Raw genomic sequence first — 18,261 nt, forward strand, 5'->3', positions numbered from 1 at the left:
TTTCATTTGGGCGGCTCGCTCTTCGCGAACGCACGTCTTTCGAGCGACGCCATCAGCCGCGCGATCACGAGCGCGCAGACCGTGCCGAGCGTCACTTCGCCGAGCCGCAGGAACGCCTTGTCCCAGGCGGGACCGATGCCCGGCACGAGCAGCATGATCGTCGCGGTGATGCCGCCGAGGCGCGCCGCGCTGCCGACGTTGACGATCCAGCAGATCATGATCGCAACTGCCACGGTCGCCGCGTAGGCGGCAAAATGGCCGCCGCCCGCGAGCGTGCCGATCAGCCCGCAGATGCCACCGACCATCGCGCCGATGAACTGGTCGCGCGACAGCTTGCGGGTGTCGACATAACTATGCTGGCTGACCGCGATCGCGGTGATCGCGGCCCAGAACGCCTGCTCGGTATGAAGCGCACTGCCGATACCGAACGCGAGACTCGCGCCCGCGACCGCCTGCACGGCCATGAAGCCGCCTTCGATCAGCCGGTCGCCGAGCGGCAGCGACTTCAGGAAAGCGAACAGCGCATCCGCGGCGCTCGTGCGCGAGGCGGGGCGTGAATCGTCGGACGGAGTCATCGGGTGAGAGCGGCTTGGCGGGGAATGTTGGTGACCTATTCTAGCGGCTCCGCTCGACGCTTCCACCGCGTTCTAGATCGTGCCGAAGAGGGCGCGCGGCCGGTCGCGCAGCGTGTGCGCGAGCAACTGCAGGCCGCGCGTCAACTGCTCGCGCGACTCGGCGCAAGCGAGATTGATGCGCACGCCGTGCTCGATCGTCGAGCGATCGACCGCGAACGCGGAGGCCGGCATCGTGTTGACGCCGCGCGCGAGCGCATTGGCCGCAAAGTCGTCCGAGCGCCACGGAGGCGGCACGCGCAACCACACGAACATGCATGCGGGGTCGCTCTTCAGATGCTCGGCGGGCAATAGTTCGCGCGCGATCTCCTGGCGCGCGCGCAACTCTGCGCGCTGAGCGTCCAGGATCGTCTGGGCGGTGCCGTCCTCGATCCAGCGCGTCGCGATCAGCGTCGACAACGGCGCGGGCATCCACGCGGTCGTGCGCACCGCTTCCGCGGCCAGGGCCGCGCCATGCGGCGGCGTGCGCAGATAGCCGATGCGCAGACCCGGCGCGAGGACCTTCGACGTCGACGTGATGTGGAAGGTCAGCTCGGGGCACAGGCTCGCGATCGTCGGCAGACGCGCTTGCAGCAACGGGCCGTACACGTCGTCCTCGATGATCACGATGTGATGCCGGCGCGCGATGTCGGCGAGCGCCGCGCGACGCGCGAGGCTCATCGTCACGACGGTCGGGTTCTGCAGATTCGGCACCGTGAAGATCGCCTTCACGCGCCGGTGCCGGCACACGTCTTCGAGACGCTCGGGCAGTAGCCCTTCGTCGTCGCTCGGGATACCGACGAGTTCGAACTGGAACACGGGCGCGAGTGCTTTCAGGCCGTAGTAGGTCAGTTGATCCGACAGGATCACGCCCTCGTGACCCATCAGGCTGCTCAGTACCGCATACAGACCATGCTGCGCGCCGCTCGTGACGACCACGCTATCGGCGCCGGGCGTGAAGCCGGGGGCGGCGATCCATTGCGCGCCCGCCGCTCGCGCCCATTCGGGGCCTTGCGGCGGCTGATATTCCTGGGTCTCTGGATAGCGGGGATCGTGCGCGATCTGCGCCATGGTCCGCGCAAGCTGCTTGAGGAATTCGTCGGTGGCCGGCCGGTTCACGGTCAGATCGATCACGGTATTGGCGCTTGCCGACGCGTTGTCGCTGCGGACATGCACAGCAGGCATGGCACCGCCGGTGACGATCGAGCCGCGTCGCTTGCTCGCAACGATCAGTCCGCGCGCCTGCAACTCCTTGTACGCACGCGACACGGTGGAGACATTCAGGCCCAGCTCCAACGCTAGCTCGCGCTGCGGCGGCAGGCGGCTGCCCGGCGGGTAATGGCCGCTGCGGACTTTTTCCTCGAGGCCGCGTGACACTTCGAGATAAGTCGGCTGACGCCCTTTTGTCTGGAGAACGTCTTCACCGTTTGTGTGGTCTATTGCGCTCTTCATCCAGACTCAATCTCCATACAAAAATTTGTTTGACCGTACAGACAAACCAATACTAAACCCGTTCTTGTCTGCATACATGATGTCAACTCCCTCTACTCGGGGAAAGTACCTAAGTCCACACAAAGCCAAATTAATTGCACACAAAAAAACTTTGTGTGAGTATTAAAACATGATTTGTATGGCGCTGTGTCGAAAGGCGACGCGCAACTGTAGTACAGGAGGGACGGTTGTGACAGAGCAGCAGAGCACACTCCTGCCGGTCGGTGCATCCGGCGCATGTTCGGGTCGGTCGGCCAGTGCGGTCGGGCGGCAACCGCGATGAGCGAGGTCGCCGTGCTGGGCGCGGGCTTCATCGGCCTGTCGAGCGCCTACTGGCTGATGCGCGACGGTCACCACGTCACGCTGTTCGACGCGCTTGGTCCGGGCGAGGCCACGTCGTACGGCAATGCGGGCACGTTCGCCAACTACGGCTGCATTCCTGTGAATAACCCGGAAGTGTTCCGCAATCTGCCGCGCTTTCTGTTTTCGCCGATGAGTCCGCTGCGGATTCGCTGGCGTTATCTGCCGCAACTCGCGCCGTGGCTCGCGCGCTTTCTGTGCGCGTCGATGCCGCGGCGGTATGAGCACAGCGCGCAGGCACTCGCGAGCCTGCTGTCGCGTGCGTTCGACGGCTATCGCGAGATGCTCGCGAGCGACGACCTGTCGCGCTTCGTGCGGCCGCGCGAATGCCTGTACCTGTATTCGAATTCGGCGTCGTTCGACGCGGCCCAGCCGTCGCTCGCGTTGCGCCGCTCGCTTGGCGTGCGGTTCGAAAACTTTGACCGCGCCGGCATCGCCGCGCTCGAACCGAATCTCGCGCCGATCTTCGCGCACGGCACGTTGTTCAACGGCAGCTGGTTCCTCAGCGACCCGCGCGGCTTTTTGCAGGCGCTGCACGCGGCGCTGCTCGCTCGCGGCCTCAGGCACGAGCGCGTCGCGGTCCGCACACTCGTGCCGGGCGGGAGCAGCGTGCGTATCGTCGACGAGGCGGGGCGCGTCTATGACGCCGCGCAGGCGGTCGTCTGTGCCGGCGCGTTTTCGGGCCGCTTCGCGCGCCAATGCGGCGACCGGGTACCACTCGATACCGAGCGCGGCTATCACGTGCGTTTCCCCGGCACGTCGTCACTGATTTCGCGGCCGTGCGGCTGGGCCGAGCGCGGCTTCTACATGGTGCCGATGGACGGCGGCATCCGCGCCGCAGGCACGGTCGAGCTCGGCGGCTATGGATTGCAGCGCAATGCCGCACTGCTCGATCTGATCACGCGCTCGGCGCAGCACGCGCTGCCGCAATTGCCGCAACCGGACAGCGATTGGCTCGGCTTCCGGCCGAGCCTGCCCGACGGCTTGCCGGTCGTCGGGCCGTCGAGCGCTTCACCACGCGTGTTCTACGCGTTCGGTCATCAACATCTGGGCGTCACGCTGGGCGGCGTGACAGGCAGCGTCGTCGCCGATCTGGTCGCGGGTCGGGTGCCGCCGGTCGATCTCGCGCCTTATAGCCCGCGTCGTTTTTAACCACCGCAACTGCTCCACGGAAGAGGACGGACATCATGAAACGTAGAAACCTGGTTGTCGCATTCGCCCTTGGGATGTTGTTCGCTCATGCGCCGTCATACGGCGCCGAGCCGCAAATCGTCAAGATCGGCTTCGTCGGACCGCTGACCGGACCGGTCGCGCGGGTCGGCAAGGATCTGCAGAACGGCGCGCAGCTCGCAGTGGACGAAGCGAACGCGAAGCATCCGATGATCGGCGGAAAACCCGTCAAATATGTGCTCGAGGTTCAGGACGATCAGGCCGATCCGCGCATCGCGATCCAGGTCGCGCAGAAGCTCGTCGACGACGGCGTGGTCGGCGTGATCGGCCATTACAACTCGGGCTGCAGCATTCCGGCCTCGGCCGTCTATCACACGGCGAACGTCGCGATGATCACGCCGGGCTCGACGAACCCGGCGCTCACGGCGCAGGGTTTCGCGAACGTGTTTCGCACGATGGGGCACGACGGTGTGGGCGGCGTGATCGCGGGCGAGTTCGCGGTGCAGCAGTTGAAGGCGAAGCGCATCGGCATCATCGATGATCGCACCGCGTTCGGGCAGGGTCTCGCCGATGCATTCGAGAAGGGCGCAAAGCAGGCGAACGGCAATATCGTCGATCGCGAGTTCACGAACGACAAGGCGGTTGATCTGCGCGCGATCCTGACTTCGCTGAAGCAGAAAAACGTCGATCTGATCTTCTTCGGCGGACTCGACGAGCAGGGCGCGATGCTGGTCAAACAGATGCGCTCGCTCGGCATGCCCGCGCAACTGTTTGGCGCGGGTGCGCTGAAGAGCAACGCGTTCCTGCAGATTGCCGGCAACGCGGGTGAGGGCACGCGCGATCTCGAGCCCGGCCCGGCGCTGGACAAGCTGCCGTCGGCGCAGGAGTTCGGTAAGCGCTACAAGGCGCGCTTCAATCAGGATGTCGAACTGTATGCGCCGTTCGCTTACGACGCCGCGCTCGCGATGATTCAGGCGATCCAGGACGCGGACTCGCTCGACCGGGCGAAGATCGTCGCCGTTTTCCCGAAAGTGAATGTGACGGGTGTGACGGGGAAAATCGCGTTCGATCCGCATGGCGATCTGATCAAGCCACCGTATACGCTGTTCGAGGTGCAGCAGGGGCAGTGGAAGAGTCAGCGGACTGTGGGCGGCAGTGGGGTGTGAGGCTGACTCAGAATGGGCCGGCTGTCGCGGCGGCGCTTTGCGGCGCGTCGCCGCGGGCGCCGGCCGGATTCAACACGCCGTCAAGACCGGACAATAACGGAAAATGAACCAGGCGCGTCCGGTCGATGCACGAGACCGTGCCGCGCAACAAGCTTGCCTATCTGTTCGTCTGCGATCGGGGGGCGGGGACGGATATCAGTGGTGATCCGGACACTTCGATCGTCATGGGGGGAGGGGGCTCGCTACGGAATTCGCCCCCCATTCAAAATCGCCATACCCCCTCCTTAAAGGGGGGGATTTGAAAATCGACAGGCTCTATCTTTTGTCTCGAATTTGACAAAGCAAACGGGATCGTCGCTGCCGACTGCGCATGCCGACCCTGTGCCGTACGCGATTTTTATGGTGGTTTTTCGCCCTGTTCGACCTGGTTGCTCGTGTGAGCGCATTGCCGGATGCGCACATCTTTCGCCGAATCTGTCGGGGGAGCAGGTTTTCCAGTTGGCCGGGCGAAAGCAATAGGTGATAAATGAATATCCTGTTGGTGGAAGGCGGTCCCGCGCAAACGGATCCGGTCGAGAGGGCGATCAGCCAATCCGGGCATCGGATCAGCAAGGTCGAGCGGGGCAAGGACGCAATCACGTTTCTTCAGGCTAACGAGGTCGATCTCGTGGTGCTCGATTGGGAGTCGCCGGGCGTAAGCGGCTTCGAGGTGCTGCACTGGATACGTCGTCATCTGGGCCGCGAACCCGCCGTGCTGTTCGTGACCAGCCGGCTTCTGGAAGTCGACATCGTGCAGGTGCTGGACGCCGGTGCGGATGACTACGTCGTCAAGCCGCTCCGGATCGAAGAACTGGTGGCGAGAGTCGGCGCACTACTGCGTCGCACCCGGCGCAGCATAAAAGTCGAAAGCACAATCGCCTTTGGTCCGTACTTCTTCGACGTCACGCAGCGCCGGGTCTCTCTGCACGGTGAAGCGATCGTGCTGACAGAAAAGGAATTTCACGTCGCGACGTATTTCTTCGCGAACGCTGGACAGGTCGTCTCCAAGCGACTTCTGGCGAAGCTTGCCTGGGGTCGTGAACTGGATAGTACTTCGCGCACGATCGACACGCATATCTACCGGCTTCGACGCAAGTTGGTCCTGCGTCCCGAGAATGGCGTCCGTTTGGCGACTGTCTATACGCACGGATACCGGCTCGATGAGATCGATGTCGGTAGCGCAGGCACGGAAACCTTGGCGGATGCCGAGCCAGAAGATCCGGGCGCCGCGTCTCATTGCACAGGTCCGCGTTGAGTCGTCACACTCTTCGGCGTATCTTGAACAACCAATCACAAAGACCCATCCATACCTCTCACGGATAGCCGGTGAGAGGACCACTCATGAACACACCCGCAGATAGTTTCGAGCGTGAATGGATCGTGTCGCTGATCCAGACCAAAATGATGCCGCCGCGCATTCCCGCCGGATGCGTGCAAAGGCCCGAATTGCTTCGGCGACTCGATGAACGACGCCCGCGTCACGTGACGCTCGTGATTGCGCCCGCGGGTTTCGGCAAAACGACTTTGCTTGCCGCGTGGAGCGAGGCGCAAGTGAGAAAGAAGCGTCCCGTTGCGTGGCTCAGTCTCGATGGAGAAGATGACGATCCGCAGCAACTCGGCGCCTATCTGGTGGCGGCGCTTTCTCGCGCGTCGAAGGACATCGCGTGGCAGGCACAGCAACTCCTCGACAACGATGCACATACGCCGGTCAGAACCATCATTTCCGTGCTACTGAATGGCATCGCCGCATACGGCCGCGATGTATTTCTCGTGCTCGACGACGTCGACCGCCTGAGCGCGAAGCCCGTTCTGGCAATCGTGTCACGCCTGCTGCGCTACGCGCCCGACAACCTGCACGTTCTGCTCGGAGCGCGCGGCGAACCGGCGCTGTCGCTGAGCGGGCTGCGATCGCCCGACAAGCTCTCGCGCGTGAACGCCGACGATCTTCGTTTTTCGCTCGACGATGCTCAGGCGTTTTTCGACCGCACCGGTAACACGCCGCTCAACCGCAACAGCGTCGAGTTGTTGAACAGCGCGACCGAAGGCTGGGTGGCCGGTTTGCAACTGGCTTCGCTCGGACTGAACCGGGTCGATCATGTGGCCGCGCTCGCCAGTCATCTCGCAGGTTCCCGCTTCGGAATCGATCGCTACCTGAGCGACACGGTGTTTGAACATTTGCCGCCAAACATGCTGACGTTTCTGCTGCACACGTCGATTCTCGAGCGGCTTACAGCGACGCTGTGCGACGAAGTCATGGGCAGTGAAGGTGACAGCGGAGAAAAACTGGACTGGCTCGAGCGGCATAACGTGTTCATCCGGCCCCTCGATGAAACGCAAGACTGGTATCGCTATCACGCGTTGCTGAGCGATGCGCTGCGCCGCCGTCTCGTGCGTCAGACGCCGCAACAGGTTCCGTTGCTGCATCGCCGGGCCAGCCTCTGGTTCGCTCGGGCTCGCCTGTGGCCCGAGGCCGTGCGGCATGCGCTGGCCGCGGGCGATATCGACCAGGCGGCGCAGTGGGCCGAAAACTGTGCGATGGAGATGCTCCAGCGCGGCGACCCGTTCATGCTGCCGGGCTGGATTCGCAAACTTCCACCGGATGTGATCGCTGGTCGACTCCGTTTGCGCCTGGCGAAAGCCTGGGGTCTCGCGATGTCGCTTGAAACCGCGCGCGCGTCGAAGGAGATCAGTGCGATCGCCGACGAGTTCGAGCGGATGGCCCGCGATGATCGGTCGGTGGCCGACGAGGTCGCATGGACGGAAATCAACGCGATCCGCGCGGTGATCGCCTGCGTGAGTGACGACAGCGAACATGCGCTCGAACTGGGGCGTGCCGTTGAGGCATCGACGGCGCCTGCGGAGCACTGGGTACGGTATTACGGGCAAAGCGCGGAAATTTTCGGCCTGATGTATAGAGGGCAGTTCAGCTACATATCCCGCGTGTGGAGAGCGCGGGTCGATCAGGTGGGAATCAGCCGGAAGCCGAACAGCGCGGATATGCTGCGCGACGCGGTGTATGGCATCGCTGCGCTGATCCACGGCGAACTTCCTGATGCGAAACGGGTGATGGAAGTGGCGATGCGGTACTCCGAAGACAAGCTAGGGGAGTGGTCGGCGAGCACGGCCGCGGTAGCCGGTTGCCTTGCGTCGATTTGCTACGAATGCAACGAGCTGTCCAAAGCGAGGAAGTTGATCGAAGGGCGCATGACCATCGCATTGGAGACCTCGCCACTCGCTGCGTTGATGCGCTTCATGCTGACCGCGTCGCGCGTGTTGTGGCGCGATGGTAAAAAGGGGCCGGCGCTGGCCGTTCTCGAGGATGGTCGACAGGTCGCGATCACACGTCGATGGTTGCGTCTGAAGCTGGCGTGCGATGCGGAAACCGTCAGACAGCTTCTTGCCGACGGTAGCGTGGGCGAAGCGAGACAGATCGCCGACGAGCTGAGCGCGAGCGTACCGATGATGTGCAAAGAACGACGGGGCTCAGCAATGGAAACGTGGGCGAGCTACTGTGTGCTGGAAGCGCGTGTTCTGCTCGCCGAAAATGCCGCGGATGACGCCGTCGGTTTTCTGTCGCGCTCCTTCGACGACCTGGTGGCGCTTGGCTGGCGCTATGCCGAGGCCGTCGTTTCATTGTTGCTTGCTCTCGCGCATGAGCAGAGCGGTGCCTCGGAAAAGGCCTTCTCCGCGCTGGAAAACGCGCTGCGGATCGGGTGCGCGATGGGCTTGATCAATAGCTTCGTGGACGAAGGGCCGTCGATGCGTGCATTACTGGAACGCTGTCGCCACACGTCATCGGAAATCTCGACCCGGCACGCCGCGTATATCGACACGTTGCTGTCGGCTTTCGACGAGGTCAACAAGATGTCATCTCCGTTGCCGAACCATGCCGACACGAAGATGGCGCCGGGCACACTGAGCGCGAGAGAGCTCCAGATACTTGGCTACGTTGCTCGCGGGCTGTCGAACAAGGAAATTGGCCGATCATTGAAACTGGCGCCCGAGACGGTCAAGTGGCACATGAAGAACGTATTCGAAAAACTGAACGTCAGTTCGAGATTCGAGGCCGTTCAGAGTGCCTTTGGCATTCAGCCTGGAGCGGACTGAAGCTTCAACGATTGCGCGATGGACTCCGCGCTGCCGGTTGCAACACAACCACCGAAACACATACCCCAAGCCGGCACGTGTTTTGCTCCTTAACGCTTGAGCCTGCAGGCCGATATACGCAACGCCTCGGTGATTCCACAGGGAGAAAATGCATGAAGATCCGGTATTCCCTACACGTGATGACCGCCGCGCTGGCCGTGTTGGGCGTGAGCGCGGCATCGATCGACACGGCCAGCGGGCAGGCGAGCGATGGGCCCGTGAGCGCCGCGCCGGGCCGCAGCACGACACTGTCGCCCGCGGATCAGCAGTTCGTGCTCGAAGCGTCGAATTCGGACGCCACCGAAATCGCCGCCAGCAGGATCGCGCTGAAAAACTCGAACGATCCGCACGTCAGGAAGTTCGCGCAACAGATGATCGCCGACCACACGAAACTGTCGCACACAATGGCCGCGTTGGTCGCGAAGAAGGGCTTCAAGCCGACCCCATCGGCGGATTCCGCACTGGTCGGTAAGCTGCAGACGTTGCAGGGTACCGAGTTCGATCAGGCCTACGTCGAGCAGGTCGGCGTGGAGGCGCATCAACGCGCGCTGGATCTGTTCCAGCAGCAAAGCGGGAGCGGCGCCGACGCGCAATTGAAGGCAGCGGCCGCGCATGCGCTGCCGACCATCAAGCATGACCTGGAGATGGCGCAGCATCTCGCCGGCACGATGAAGGCCACGTCATGAACGCGATCCTGTCACGGCCTGCCCGGTTTGCGCGGAAGCACTCGACGCAGCGACGGCATGGTCCGCGAACGCCAGTCAACGATAAGGAGGCCTTATGTCACTCATCGTCGCAGCACGCTTCACCACTTTCCCGGCTGCGGAAAGCGCGGCGCAAAAGCTTTTCGATGCAGGTTTTGTCGAAGAGGACGTCACTTTGTTCTTCGTCAATCCGCGTGGGCAGCACGGACGTTCCCCGATCGGCGGCGACATCCACGCCGCCCCCGGCGCACGAGAGGCGCCAAAAGGCGCGGGCACGGGCTTGACGATCGGCGCGGTGATCGGCGCGGTCGTTGGCGTGGCGATCTTCGCGGCGTTTTCGATGCCGCTGCTGGTGTCACTGATCGTGGCGGGTGTCGGCGCGTATGTTGGTTCGCTGATCGGCGCGATGTCGCGCACCCACGAGCACGGCAAATCGCGCCTTCGGGTGCTGTATCACGAGGAGGCGCGCCGCTCGGGGGTACTCGTTGCGGTGCACGTATCGCCCGACAATCAGTTCGACGCCGCGCGCGTGCTGCGTGACGCGGGCGGCGCAGCGATCGAGAAGGCGTCTGGCCGCTGGCAGCAGGGACGCTGGGCCGATTTCGATCCGCTCAAAACGCCCGAGCCGATTCAGGAATTCGCGGAGAAGCACACGTGATGCAGGCAACGCTTTGATACGGGGCTGCAGGCGTATCAAATAGCGAGGCGCCGTACCAACAGAGAAGCGGCCCGATGACGATCATCGGGCCGCTTTCCGTTTACCGTTATCCATCCCGTTGCGTCTCTTTTCATGGTGATCGACCCTGTCGGTACAGATTGCAAAGCCAATTGCATTCGAGAAGCGATCGCTATGCTATTCACCGAACCGCCGAAGCACTGAGCCCAACACATGCCGGGCACGTGTCCTGCTCGGTACCCCATGCACTCCGCCGCCCGTCAAAACGATTCATCGCGAGGCGACAAAAGACCTCGCACGGCGAAGTCCGCGATCAACGAAACCCCTGGAGGTATGGAATGGCTACCAACGTTGTTTCCGTGTTGAACGTTCTGGTCGAAACGTCGAAGGATGGCGAAAAGGGATTTATGAAGGCAGCCGAGGATGCGCACGACGAACAGCTGAAGATGCTGTTTCGCTCAACTGCCGAAGACTGCTCGCGCGGCGCGCGTGAGTTGCAGGATGCCGTCCAGACACTGGGCGGCAAGCCCGAAACCGGCGGCAGCATGAGCGGTGCGCTGCATCGCGGCTGGGTCGACGTGAAATCGGCGGTGGGCGATCGCAGCGACCATGCGATTCTCGCCGAGTGCGAAAAGGGCGAGGACGTCGCGAAAAAACGCTATCACGATGCGCTCGAAAAGGATTTGCCGGCCGACGTGCGGGCGATCATCGAGCGGCAGTACCAGGGCGTGCTGCAGACGCATGATCGGGTGCGCGATCTGCGCGACCGGTATGCGTCGATGAAGCGTTGATCGAAGCACCACTGGAATGGAAAGAGCCGGCTGTTCAAATGCCGGCTCTTTCATTTTCCACTTAGTCGAATGGGTATCAGTCGGCAGCGATCTTGAGATGGTTCTTCACGCTTTCGACGCCCTTCACGTTTTGCACGACTTCTTCGGCGGCGGACTTGTCGTCGGCCGAAGGCACCGAACCCGTGAGCCACACGACGCCCTTGCGGGTCTTCACGTGGATATGCATCGATTTGACGTTCTTCGCGGCAAGCAGGTCCGCCTTGACCTTGGTCGTGATGGCGCCGTCATCGATATGCTGGCCAACGCTTTCCGACGATGCGGACGGGGCCGCAGCGGCCGTCTGGGCGGTCGCGTTCAGCGCGCATGCGACAGCGGCGATGCTGCCTGCGGTCTTCAGAAGCTGGATCGTCTTCATGGTTCTCTCCTTCGGGTGTTGATGAAAATGGCGGTCTTGTTGCCGGTGACCGATCGCGGCCGAAGCCGCTGATCCGCAACCATCGTGCCCGCCCCGGTTCGCGCCGATCGATGCCTCTCGCGAAAGCCCGATCCACGCGGTTTTTTTGACTGACGAATAGGGCTGCGGCGCGGTATGTGACGAACTCGCCCGAGGCGTGAAGCAGGGGACCGGAAATTGCCTGTCGTTTGTAAAAACTGGCGCTCGCGATCCGGGCAATTCATGCGCCGGAGAAGCAGACCGCAATCAAAACAACGCTTTGCGTGAGCTGGTACGGAGGTTGCGTTAATCAGTGGAAAGCGGCTCATTCGGTCTTCGGCTACTAACGAACGGAATCAACTTCAATGCCTTCAATCGAACTACGCGCGAGGCAGTCTCTTGCACTGACGCCGCGTCTTCAGCAGTCGGTGCGTCTGCTGCAATTGTCAGCTCTCGATTTCCAGCAGGAATTGCGCACGGCACTCGATACCAATCCGTTCCTTGAATATGACTCGTCGGAGACGGAGGACGTCGCGCTCGCCGGTACGAATCCAGGCGAAGAAGCCAGCCCGCTGCCCGCCGCCGATACGCTTGCCCCCGCCGACCCGGACGGGGTGCCGACGGAAAGCGCCGCTGGCGATAGGCTCGAAAGCGCGGACCAGGACGACATGCCCGCCGACTTTCCCGGCGACTACGGTTCGCGCAATTCGACGCGCCAGAACGGCGACGCGGACGGCAGCGACCCGGCCGAATGGGCTCGCTCGCAACCCACGCTGCGCGAGCAGTTGCACGACGCGCTGGGCCTGTACCGCCTCGGCGACCGCGATCGCGCGGTGGCCCGCTTCATCATCGAGGCGCTCGACGACGACGGCTATCTGCGGCAATCGCTCGCTGACCTGGCCGGGAGCGTCGATCTCGAACCCGCGTTGACCGAAGAGGAGCTGCTGGTGGCGTTGCGGCTCGTGCAGTCGCTCGATCGTCCGGGGCTCGGTGCGCGTTCGCTGTCGGAATGCCTCGTCTTGCAGATCGATGCGCTTCCCGCCGATAAGCCCGGGCGCGACGTCGCACGGCAACTTGCCGGGCATCATCTGGAACGTCTCGCGCGCCGCGAGCAGGCCGAATTGCAGAAGCAGATCGGCTGCAGTGCGGAGGAATTGCGCGTGGCCTGCGCGCTGGTGCGCAAGCTCGATCCGAAGCCGGGCAATTACTACGGCCGCGCCGAGGATAACTACGTGGTGCCTGACGTGATCGTGCGTCAGGCGCGCAACAAGTGGGTCGTGTCGATCAATCCGGCGGTGCAGCCGAAGGCGCGCATCCATCGCATGTATGCGCAGCTCTTCGCGCAGTCGGCCGGCACGAGCCGTTCGCCGCTCGCGCAGCAGTTGCAGGAAGCGCGCTGGCTGATTCGCAACGCGCAGCAGCGTTTCGATACGATTCAGCGCGTCGCCGAATGCATCGTCGCGCATCAGAAGGCCTTCTTCCAGTACGGCGAAATTGCGCTGAAGCCGATGGTGCTACGCGATGTAGCCGACGAGCTCGGCCTGCACGAATCGACGATTTCGCGCGCTACGGGCAACAAATACATGGCGACGCCGCGCGGCATCTTCGAGTTCAAGCACTTCTTCCCGCGCGAGCTCGGCACGGAAAGCGGCGGCACCTGCTCGGCCGCCGCGGTGCGGGCGCTGCTCAAGGAGATGATCGCTGCGGAAAATACGCGCGATCCGCTGTCTGACGTGATGCTTGCGAAGATGCTCGCGGATCAGGGGGTGCTGGTCGCGCGGCGCACGGTGGCGAAATACCGGCATCTGATGAAGGTGCCGCCGGCCGATTTGCGGCGGGCCCTGTAGGACGATGGCGGAGATTTCCCACACTTCCGCCCACACCCCGGAAGCGGGGGGAGGGCGGATTTTGCGGCCAGCTGGCAAAAGAACCCGCCGAAGCGGGCAGAGGAAAGCTTCGGGAAAATCACCTGAGCGGGTGATGCCTGAAGTCCAGTCTGGCGTGGTTGTGTCGCGTCTCGCACCTATTCGTCCTGATCGGATGGCAGCAGTACCGCAGCCATCGCGCGCGCCTCATTGAGCAGGTGAGCAATCGTCCAGAGCAGCGACGAGTCGCTTTCCTCGGCGGCAATCACTGCGAGAACGCGCGGCGTGTCGAGCTGGGCGTGCAGCGATATGTCACATCTATCCTGCTTTTCTGATTGACGATGAGCGTTCCGCCACGTACTCGGCGGTCACGTTCATGAACGAGGTGTGGGGCCCTTGTGCCTCAATCGGATGTTCCGTTGGCGGCCTGCATTTGCACCGCCCGCTTGCGATTTCGCGCTGCTGGGGAAAGTGTTGCACGCGGGGTGTCCAGGCGGTCGGGCTCAGACTTCTGACCCGCCTCCGTGCCCGCGCACACGCATGTCTTGAAATGGCTCCGACCAGCGGTAGCGCGACGGTGCGACAGTGCGCCATCTACCTTTCCCCGATATCGGCCCAACCATCAGTACGGAAATCAACGCTCGGAAAAGGAGTTGGGCCATGTGGAAGCGAATTACGGTTGGCGCGATTGTGGCGGCGATGATTGCGGGTTCGATAGCACCCGCGTTCGCAACTGGGCTCCATGACGCCGCGGGCGGCGCGCTGGGTGGTGTCGCCGGTGCCGCGCTCGGTAGTGTGGTTGGTGGCGGCGCTGGAGAGGTGGTGGGCGGTGCGGTTGGTGGCGGACTGGGCGCGGCGGCCACGTCGGGCCATCATGACCGCACCGGCGCAATCGTCGGTGGTGCTGTCGGCGGCGGTGCCGGCGCAGCCTTGGGCCATTCGGTCGGCGGCCCGGCAGGCGGCCTCGTCGGTGCCGCGCTCGGCGGTGGTGCCGGGGCGGTGCTAGGTGGTGATCTGTCGCACGACTCGCATCACGATCGTCACCACGATGGTGGTCATCATCCGATGCCTCCACATGAGCATCACCCAATGCCACCGCACGAATATCGTTACTGAACGCGCGAAGCAATCATCGGCGGCCATCGCAAGCACATCGAACACGGCGGGTTCTTCTTCGGTCATGGTCGGGTGCATCTGTGAACCGGCATCTGATGAAGGTGCAGCCGGTGGAACTGCGCCGACAGTTTTAAACGCGGCAAGGTATTCGTGGGGGGTGGCAACCAGGCCGTCAATCAAACGGCAGCACATTGCGCACGGGGTCATGCGAGATTGTCCACTCGCATGACCCTTTTTCGTATCTGGACGTTTCCTTGGCGGGCGATTACATTGGCGGGTCGAATGAAAGTCGATACCGCAACGGATCAAAACCGGATCAGCACAACCACGGTGAGCGCAATGAAGTATTCGAGTCTGGTCGAGCGTCTGCAAGGGCGGCGTACGTCGGCGTGGGAAATTCATCGGGTCGCGCAGCAGGCGGCGGCCCGCGGGGAAGACGTGATCGTGCTGAGTGTCGGCGATCCGGAGTTCGCGACGCCCGCGCCCATCGTCGAGCGCGCCATCGACGCGTTGCGCGCCGGCGATACGCACTACACGGCGATGGCCGGCCGCGAGCCTCTGCGCGCGGCGATCGCCGCGCAGCACGCGCGCACGACTGGCTGCGACGTGAGCGCCGCCAACGTGGTGCTGACCGCCGGCGCGCAGAACGGCGTGTTTGCGGTGTCGCTGTGCCTGCTCGAAGCGGGCGACGAAGTGATCGTCCCCGAGCCGATGTACCTGACCTACGAGGCCTGCGTGCGCGCGGCGGGCGCGACGCTCGTCGCGGTGCCGGTCGATCCGGCGCGCGCGTTTCACGTCGACTGCGACGCGCTCGAAGCGGCGATCACGCCGCGCACGAAAGCGATCTTCTTCGCAACGCCGTGCAACCCGACCGGTGTCGTCATGCAGCGCACGGATCTCGAGCGCATTGCGCGGCTCGCGTGCGAGCACGACCTGTGGGTGCTGTCCGACGAGGTCTATGCGGAACTCACGTTCGAGCGCGAGCACGTGAGCATTGCGTCGCTGCCCGGCATGGCCGGGCGCACCGTCACACTCGGCAGTCTGTCCAAGTCGCATGCGATGGCGGGGTGGCGCGTCGGCTGGACCATCGGTCCCGCGACGCTGATCGAGCACATGACGCGGCTCGCGCTCGCGATGCTGTATGGCCTGCCGGGTTTCATCCAGCAGGCCGCGTTGACGGCTTTCGAGAACAGGGCGGAGATCGTCGCCGATATCCGCGAGATTTACCGGCGCCGGCGCGACGTCGTGTTCGAGCGCTTGCATCGCGTGCCGGGCTTGCGGTGCCTGTTGCCCGAAGCGGGCATGTTCATCATGGTCGGCATCAGCGGGACCGGGCTCGATACGACCGAGTTCACGTGGCAGCTGTTTCGCGCGCAAGGCGTGTCCGTGCTCGACGCCAGTGCGTTCGGGGAGACGGCGCAAGGGTTCGTGAGGTTGGGGCTGGTGGTCGGCGAGGATCGCCTGATCGAGGCGTGCGAGAGGATCGCGGTATTTGTCGAGGGGATAAGGGGGCGGTGAGACGTTGGGAGCAAAAATCCGCTCGACGCCTTCACGCCGCTGCGTAGCCAAGCAGTCGCGCCTGCGTTCCCGCGAGAGCGAGGAGGGTGTCGTCGCTTGCCGCCGTATCAGGAATCAGATATAGATCGCCGATATCGGTGACCGGATCGCTGAACGGCGTCGGTGAGCGGCGTTGCGAGATCAGGAAGTCGCTGATCGGTGAGGCATCCGCGAGCCCGAGAAACTGTCCGATGCTGGCGGCCGTCGCCAGCGGTTCCTCGATGACCTTCCGGTACGACACGGTGAGTGCCTGAGCCGCCGGTATCTCTTCGAAGAATGCGTTGATCTCGCCGACGTATTGCCCCCAGACGCGAATGCCGTCTTCGATCGATCCGGTCCAATGTTTGTGCACGAGCGAATTGGCCACGTGGCGGGGATCGCGATGGATATGAATGAAGCGCGCTTGCGGCAGAAGCTCGCGTATCAAACGCAGACACGAGCCCGAACGCGGCTCACGTTCGATCGAACCAATTCGGCCCGACAGTACCGTGGGGTCCGCATACGACGGATGCTTGTCGCCCCAGATCGGCGCGCCGATCTTCAGTTCTTCCCGATAGAAGCGTTCGACCCACCCACCCAGCGTACGACGGCCGAATGCGCACAGGCGATCACGGGACGTTTCGCCGAGCAGATCGGCGCGCTGGCAACCGACTTCCAGAAAGTCCTTCAACAAGGCAAAGACGCGGCACTCGTTGGTCAGCTGGATCAGAGGGTGCGCGTTCAGCACGGAACAGAGAAAGGTTGTCCCGGACCTGGGCGAGCCAATGATGAACAGCGGGAAGGACTCCATTGCGCGCTCCTTGATGTTCGCTCGCCTGGATTCCTAGCTTACGCAAGCATCATGGCGTGAACCTGACGTGGGCATGACCGCCGCGCCAGCCGCTTTCAGGGAGTACCACTTCTACCGTCAACCTGTGATTCGCAATTCTCGAAACAACGGCGCGCCTTACTTTTTCTTGCGCGCGAACTTCAACCCGAACCGCACGAGCCACGGCATCGTTTCGGGCCGCAGCAAGCGCGGGTCATACCCGGCAAAACGCCGTTCGTTTTCCTGAAGACACAGCTGCATCAATTCCGGCACGCTGATATCGACATCCGTAACCGACTGCGCACCGTTTACCGTGAAGTTGTTATCGTGCTCGTGAACGTTGCCTTCGGCATCCATTGCACGCGCGAGCCCGATACGCTCCCAAATGAGAAACGCCCACACGCCCGCCACCTTGATCTCGAAGCGGATGCGCTGCCACCATGAAAGCTGCGCGCGATGCCACGCGACCCAGTTTGCGAACAGCAGGATATGGCGGCACTCTTCCTGCATCACCGGCTCGAACGTCTCGGTGAGTTCCGGCGGGAAGAGGCCCGAGCGCCGCGCCACCTCGAACAGGCCGAACGCGAAGAAGCTGTCGATACATTCGCTATAGCCCGTCACGAGGTAAGCGCGTTCCGTGTCTTTCGGATAGACATAGGTCGGCTCGCTCGCGAGCGCGATGCCATACGCGTGCACCATTCGCGACAATACTTCCTTATGGCGATTTTCTTCCCACGCGTTCAGCGCGAGCGCGTCGCGCAAGTCCGGGTCGTCTCGCGTCGCCGCGTAGGCGGCCATGCGCAGGCGTGCCCTGCCTTCGGTTTGCACGGCGATGTCCCAGATCGGCAGCTCGACGATGCGCTTGAGCGTCGCGGCTTCGAGCGGCGGCCATGCGAGCACGGACGGGCGATACGGATTGAAGGTTTCCTGAAACATGCGGCACATTTCGCGCCGGTGCACGTCGGAGCCGGGGGGCAGCGGGCCATTGACCGCGCTCGTCCAGTGCCGCATCGCGTGGTCGGCGGCGTCGAGGGTCGGGCGGTCCGGCAGTTCCTGCGGCAGTTGCGGCGCACGAAAGCCGGGGATGAGCGAGGCGGCGTCGAATGCATCCAGTACCAGTTGGTCCATTGGGTATTCTCGACTAGGCGACGAAGGCGCTGTCGATTCTGCCATGACTGTGCACGTGTGCGCCACGTCGCGAAACAGGCGGTTTGTAATGTTGGGCGTGCGGTGACGCCGATGGTTGACGCCGCGCAAACTTGCGTCAAGAATCGAGCGCCGGGTTTGCTCTCGAACCCGCTTAGCGGGATTCCAGCGCGTTTCGACTC

Annotated in this window: 15 protein-coding genes; 10 read left to right on the forward strand and 5 right to left on the reverse strand. The window is 63.2% G+C overall.

Annotation, left to right across the window (positions count from 1 at the left end; all coding sequences use genetic code 11):
- Positions 1–2: 2 nt before the first annotated feature.
- On the reverse strand, positions 3–575 hold the full coding sequence (locus L0U81_RS20825) for an FUSC family protein (protein ID WP_233805401.1): 573 nt from the start codon (positions 573–575) through the stop codon (positions 3–5).
- A gap of 72 nt (positions 576–647) precedes the next feature.
- The gene (locus L0U81_RS20830; RefSeq protein WP_233805402.1) at positions 648–2,063 is read right to left on the reverse strand and encodes an aminotransferase-like domain-containing protein; all 1,416 of its coding nucleotides are present in this window, start codon (positions 2,061–2,063) and stop codon (positions 648–650) included.
- A 318-nt stretch (positions 2,064–2,381) separates the two neighbouring features.
- Here L0U81_RS20830 and L0U81_RS20835 point away from each other — a divergent pair, with 318 nt between their 5' ends.
- From L0U81_RS20835 to L0U81_RS20865, 7 genes are all read left to right on the forward strand, one after another.
- Positions 2,382–3,614 carry an NAD(P)/FAD-dependent oxidoreductase gene (locus L0U81_RS20835; RefSeq protein WP_233805403.1) on the forward strand — a complete coding sequence of 411 codons (1,233 nt, stop codon included), beginning with the start codon at positions 2,382–2,384 and terminating at the stop codon, positions 3,612–3,614.
- A 74-nt stretch (positions 3,615–3,688) separates the two neighbouring features.
- Positions 3,689–4,798, forward strand: coding sequence for a branched-chain amino acid ABC transporter substrate-binding protein (locus L0U81_RS20840; RefSeq protein ID WP_442793458.1), 1,110 nt, complete (start codon positions 3,689–3,691; stop codon positions 4,796–4,798).
- A gap of 526 nt (positions 4,799–5,324) precedes the next feature.
- Entirely contained in the window at positions 5,325–6,092 is a 768-nt protein-coding gene (locus L0U81_RS20845) for a response regulator transcription factor (RefSeq protein WP_233805405.1), read from the forward strand.
- 146 nt (positions 6,093–6,238) lie between these two features.
- A complete protein-coding gene (locus L0U81_RS20850) occupies positions 6,239–8,944 on the forward strand; it encodes a LuxR C-terminal-related transcriptional regulator (RefSeq protein WP_326489861.1) in 2,706 nt (901 codons plus the stop codon).
- Between the two features lie 152 nt (positions 8,945–9,096).
- Positions 9,097–9,669: a DUF4142 domain-containing protein gene (locus L0U81_RS20855; protein WP_233805407.1), complete on the forward strand. Its 573-nt coding sequence runs from the start codon at positions 9,097–9,099 to the stop codon at positions 9,667–9,669.
- A gap of 94 nt (positions 9,670–9,763) precedes the next feature.
- A complete protein-coding gene (locus L0U81_RS20860) occupies positions 9,764–10,345 on the forward strand; it encodes a hypothetical protein (RefSeq protein ID WP_233805408.1) in 582 nt (193 codons plus the stop codon).
- Positions 10,346–10,701: 356 nt separating this feature from the next.
- Positions 10,702–11,154 (forward strand): PA2169 family four-helix-bundle protein, encoded by a 453-nt coding sequence (locus L0U81_RS20865; RefSeq protein WP_233805409.1) that lies wholly within the window; start codon positions 10,702–10,704, stop codon positions 11,152–11,154.
- Positions 11,155–11,230: 76 nt separating this feature from the next.
- Here the strand turns inward: L0U81_RS20865 and L0U81_RS20870 are convergent, their stop codons facing one another.
- The gene (locus L0U81_RS20870; RefSeq protein ID WP_233805410.1) at positions 11,231–11,569 is read right to left on the reverse strand and encodes a BON domain-containing protein; all 339 of its coding nucleotides are present in this window, start codon (positions 11,567–11,569) and stop codon (positions 11,231–11,233) included.
- A 383-nt stretch (positions 11,570–11,952) separates the two neighbouring features.
- Between L0U81_RS20870 and L0U81_RS20875 the strand changes: the two genes are divergently transcribed.
- From L0U81_RS20875 to L0U81_RS20885, 3 genes are all read left to right on the forward strand, one after another.
- Complete coding sequence (locus L0U81_RS20875) at positions 11,953–13,434, forward strand: RNA polymerase factor sigma-54 (protein WP_233805411.1); 1,482 nt, start codon at positions 11,953–11,955, stop codon at positions 13,432–13,434.
- Positions 13,435–14,112: 678 nt separating this feature from the next.
- On the forward strand, positions 14,113–14,568 hold the full coding sequence (locus L0U81_RS20880; RefSeq protein WP_233805412.1) for a hypothetical protein: 456 nt from the start codon (positions 14,113–14,115) through the stop codon (positions 14,566–14,568).
- A gap of 339 nt (positions 14,569–14,907) precedes the next feature.
- Positions 14,908–16,086, forward strand: coding sequence for a pyridoxal phosphate-dependent aminotransferase (locus L0U81_RS20885; protein WP_233807872.1), 1,179 nt, complete (start codon positions 14,908–14,910; stop codon positions 16,084–16,086).
- A 31-nt stretch (positions 16,087–16,117) separates the two neighbouring features.
- Here L0U81_RS20885 and L0U81_RS20890 read toward each other — a convergent pair whose 3' ends face one another.
- Together L0U81_RS20890 and L0U81_RS20895 are read right to left on the reverse strand one after the other, a co-directional pair.
- Positions 16,118–16,915, reverse strand: a complete 798-nt coding sequence (locus tag L0U81_RS20890; RefSeq protein WP_233805413.1) for a sulfotransferase family protein — start codon at positions 16,913–16,915, stop codon at positions 16,118–16,120.
- 156 nt (positions 16,916–17,071) lie between these two features.
- The gene (locus L0U81_RS20895) at positions 17,072–18,061 is read right to left on the reverse strand and encodes a ferritin-like domain-containing protein (RefSeq protein WP_233805414.1); all 990 of its coding nucleotides are present in this window, start codon (positions 18,059–18,061) and stop codon (positions 17,072–17,074) included.
- Positions 18,062–18,261: the final 200 nt, after the last annotated feature.

The sequence above is a fragment of the Paraburkholderia sp. HP33-1 genome, assembly GCF_021390595.1.
In the GTDB taxonomy this organism is placed as follows: domain Bacteria; phylum Pseudomonadota; class Gammaproteobacteria; order Burkholderiales; family Burkholderiaceae; genus Paraburkholderia.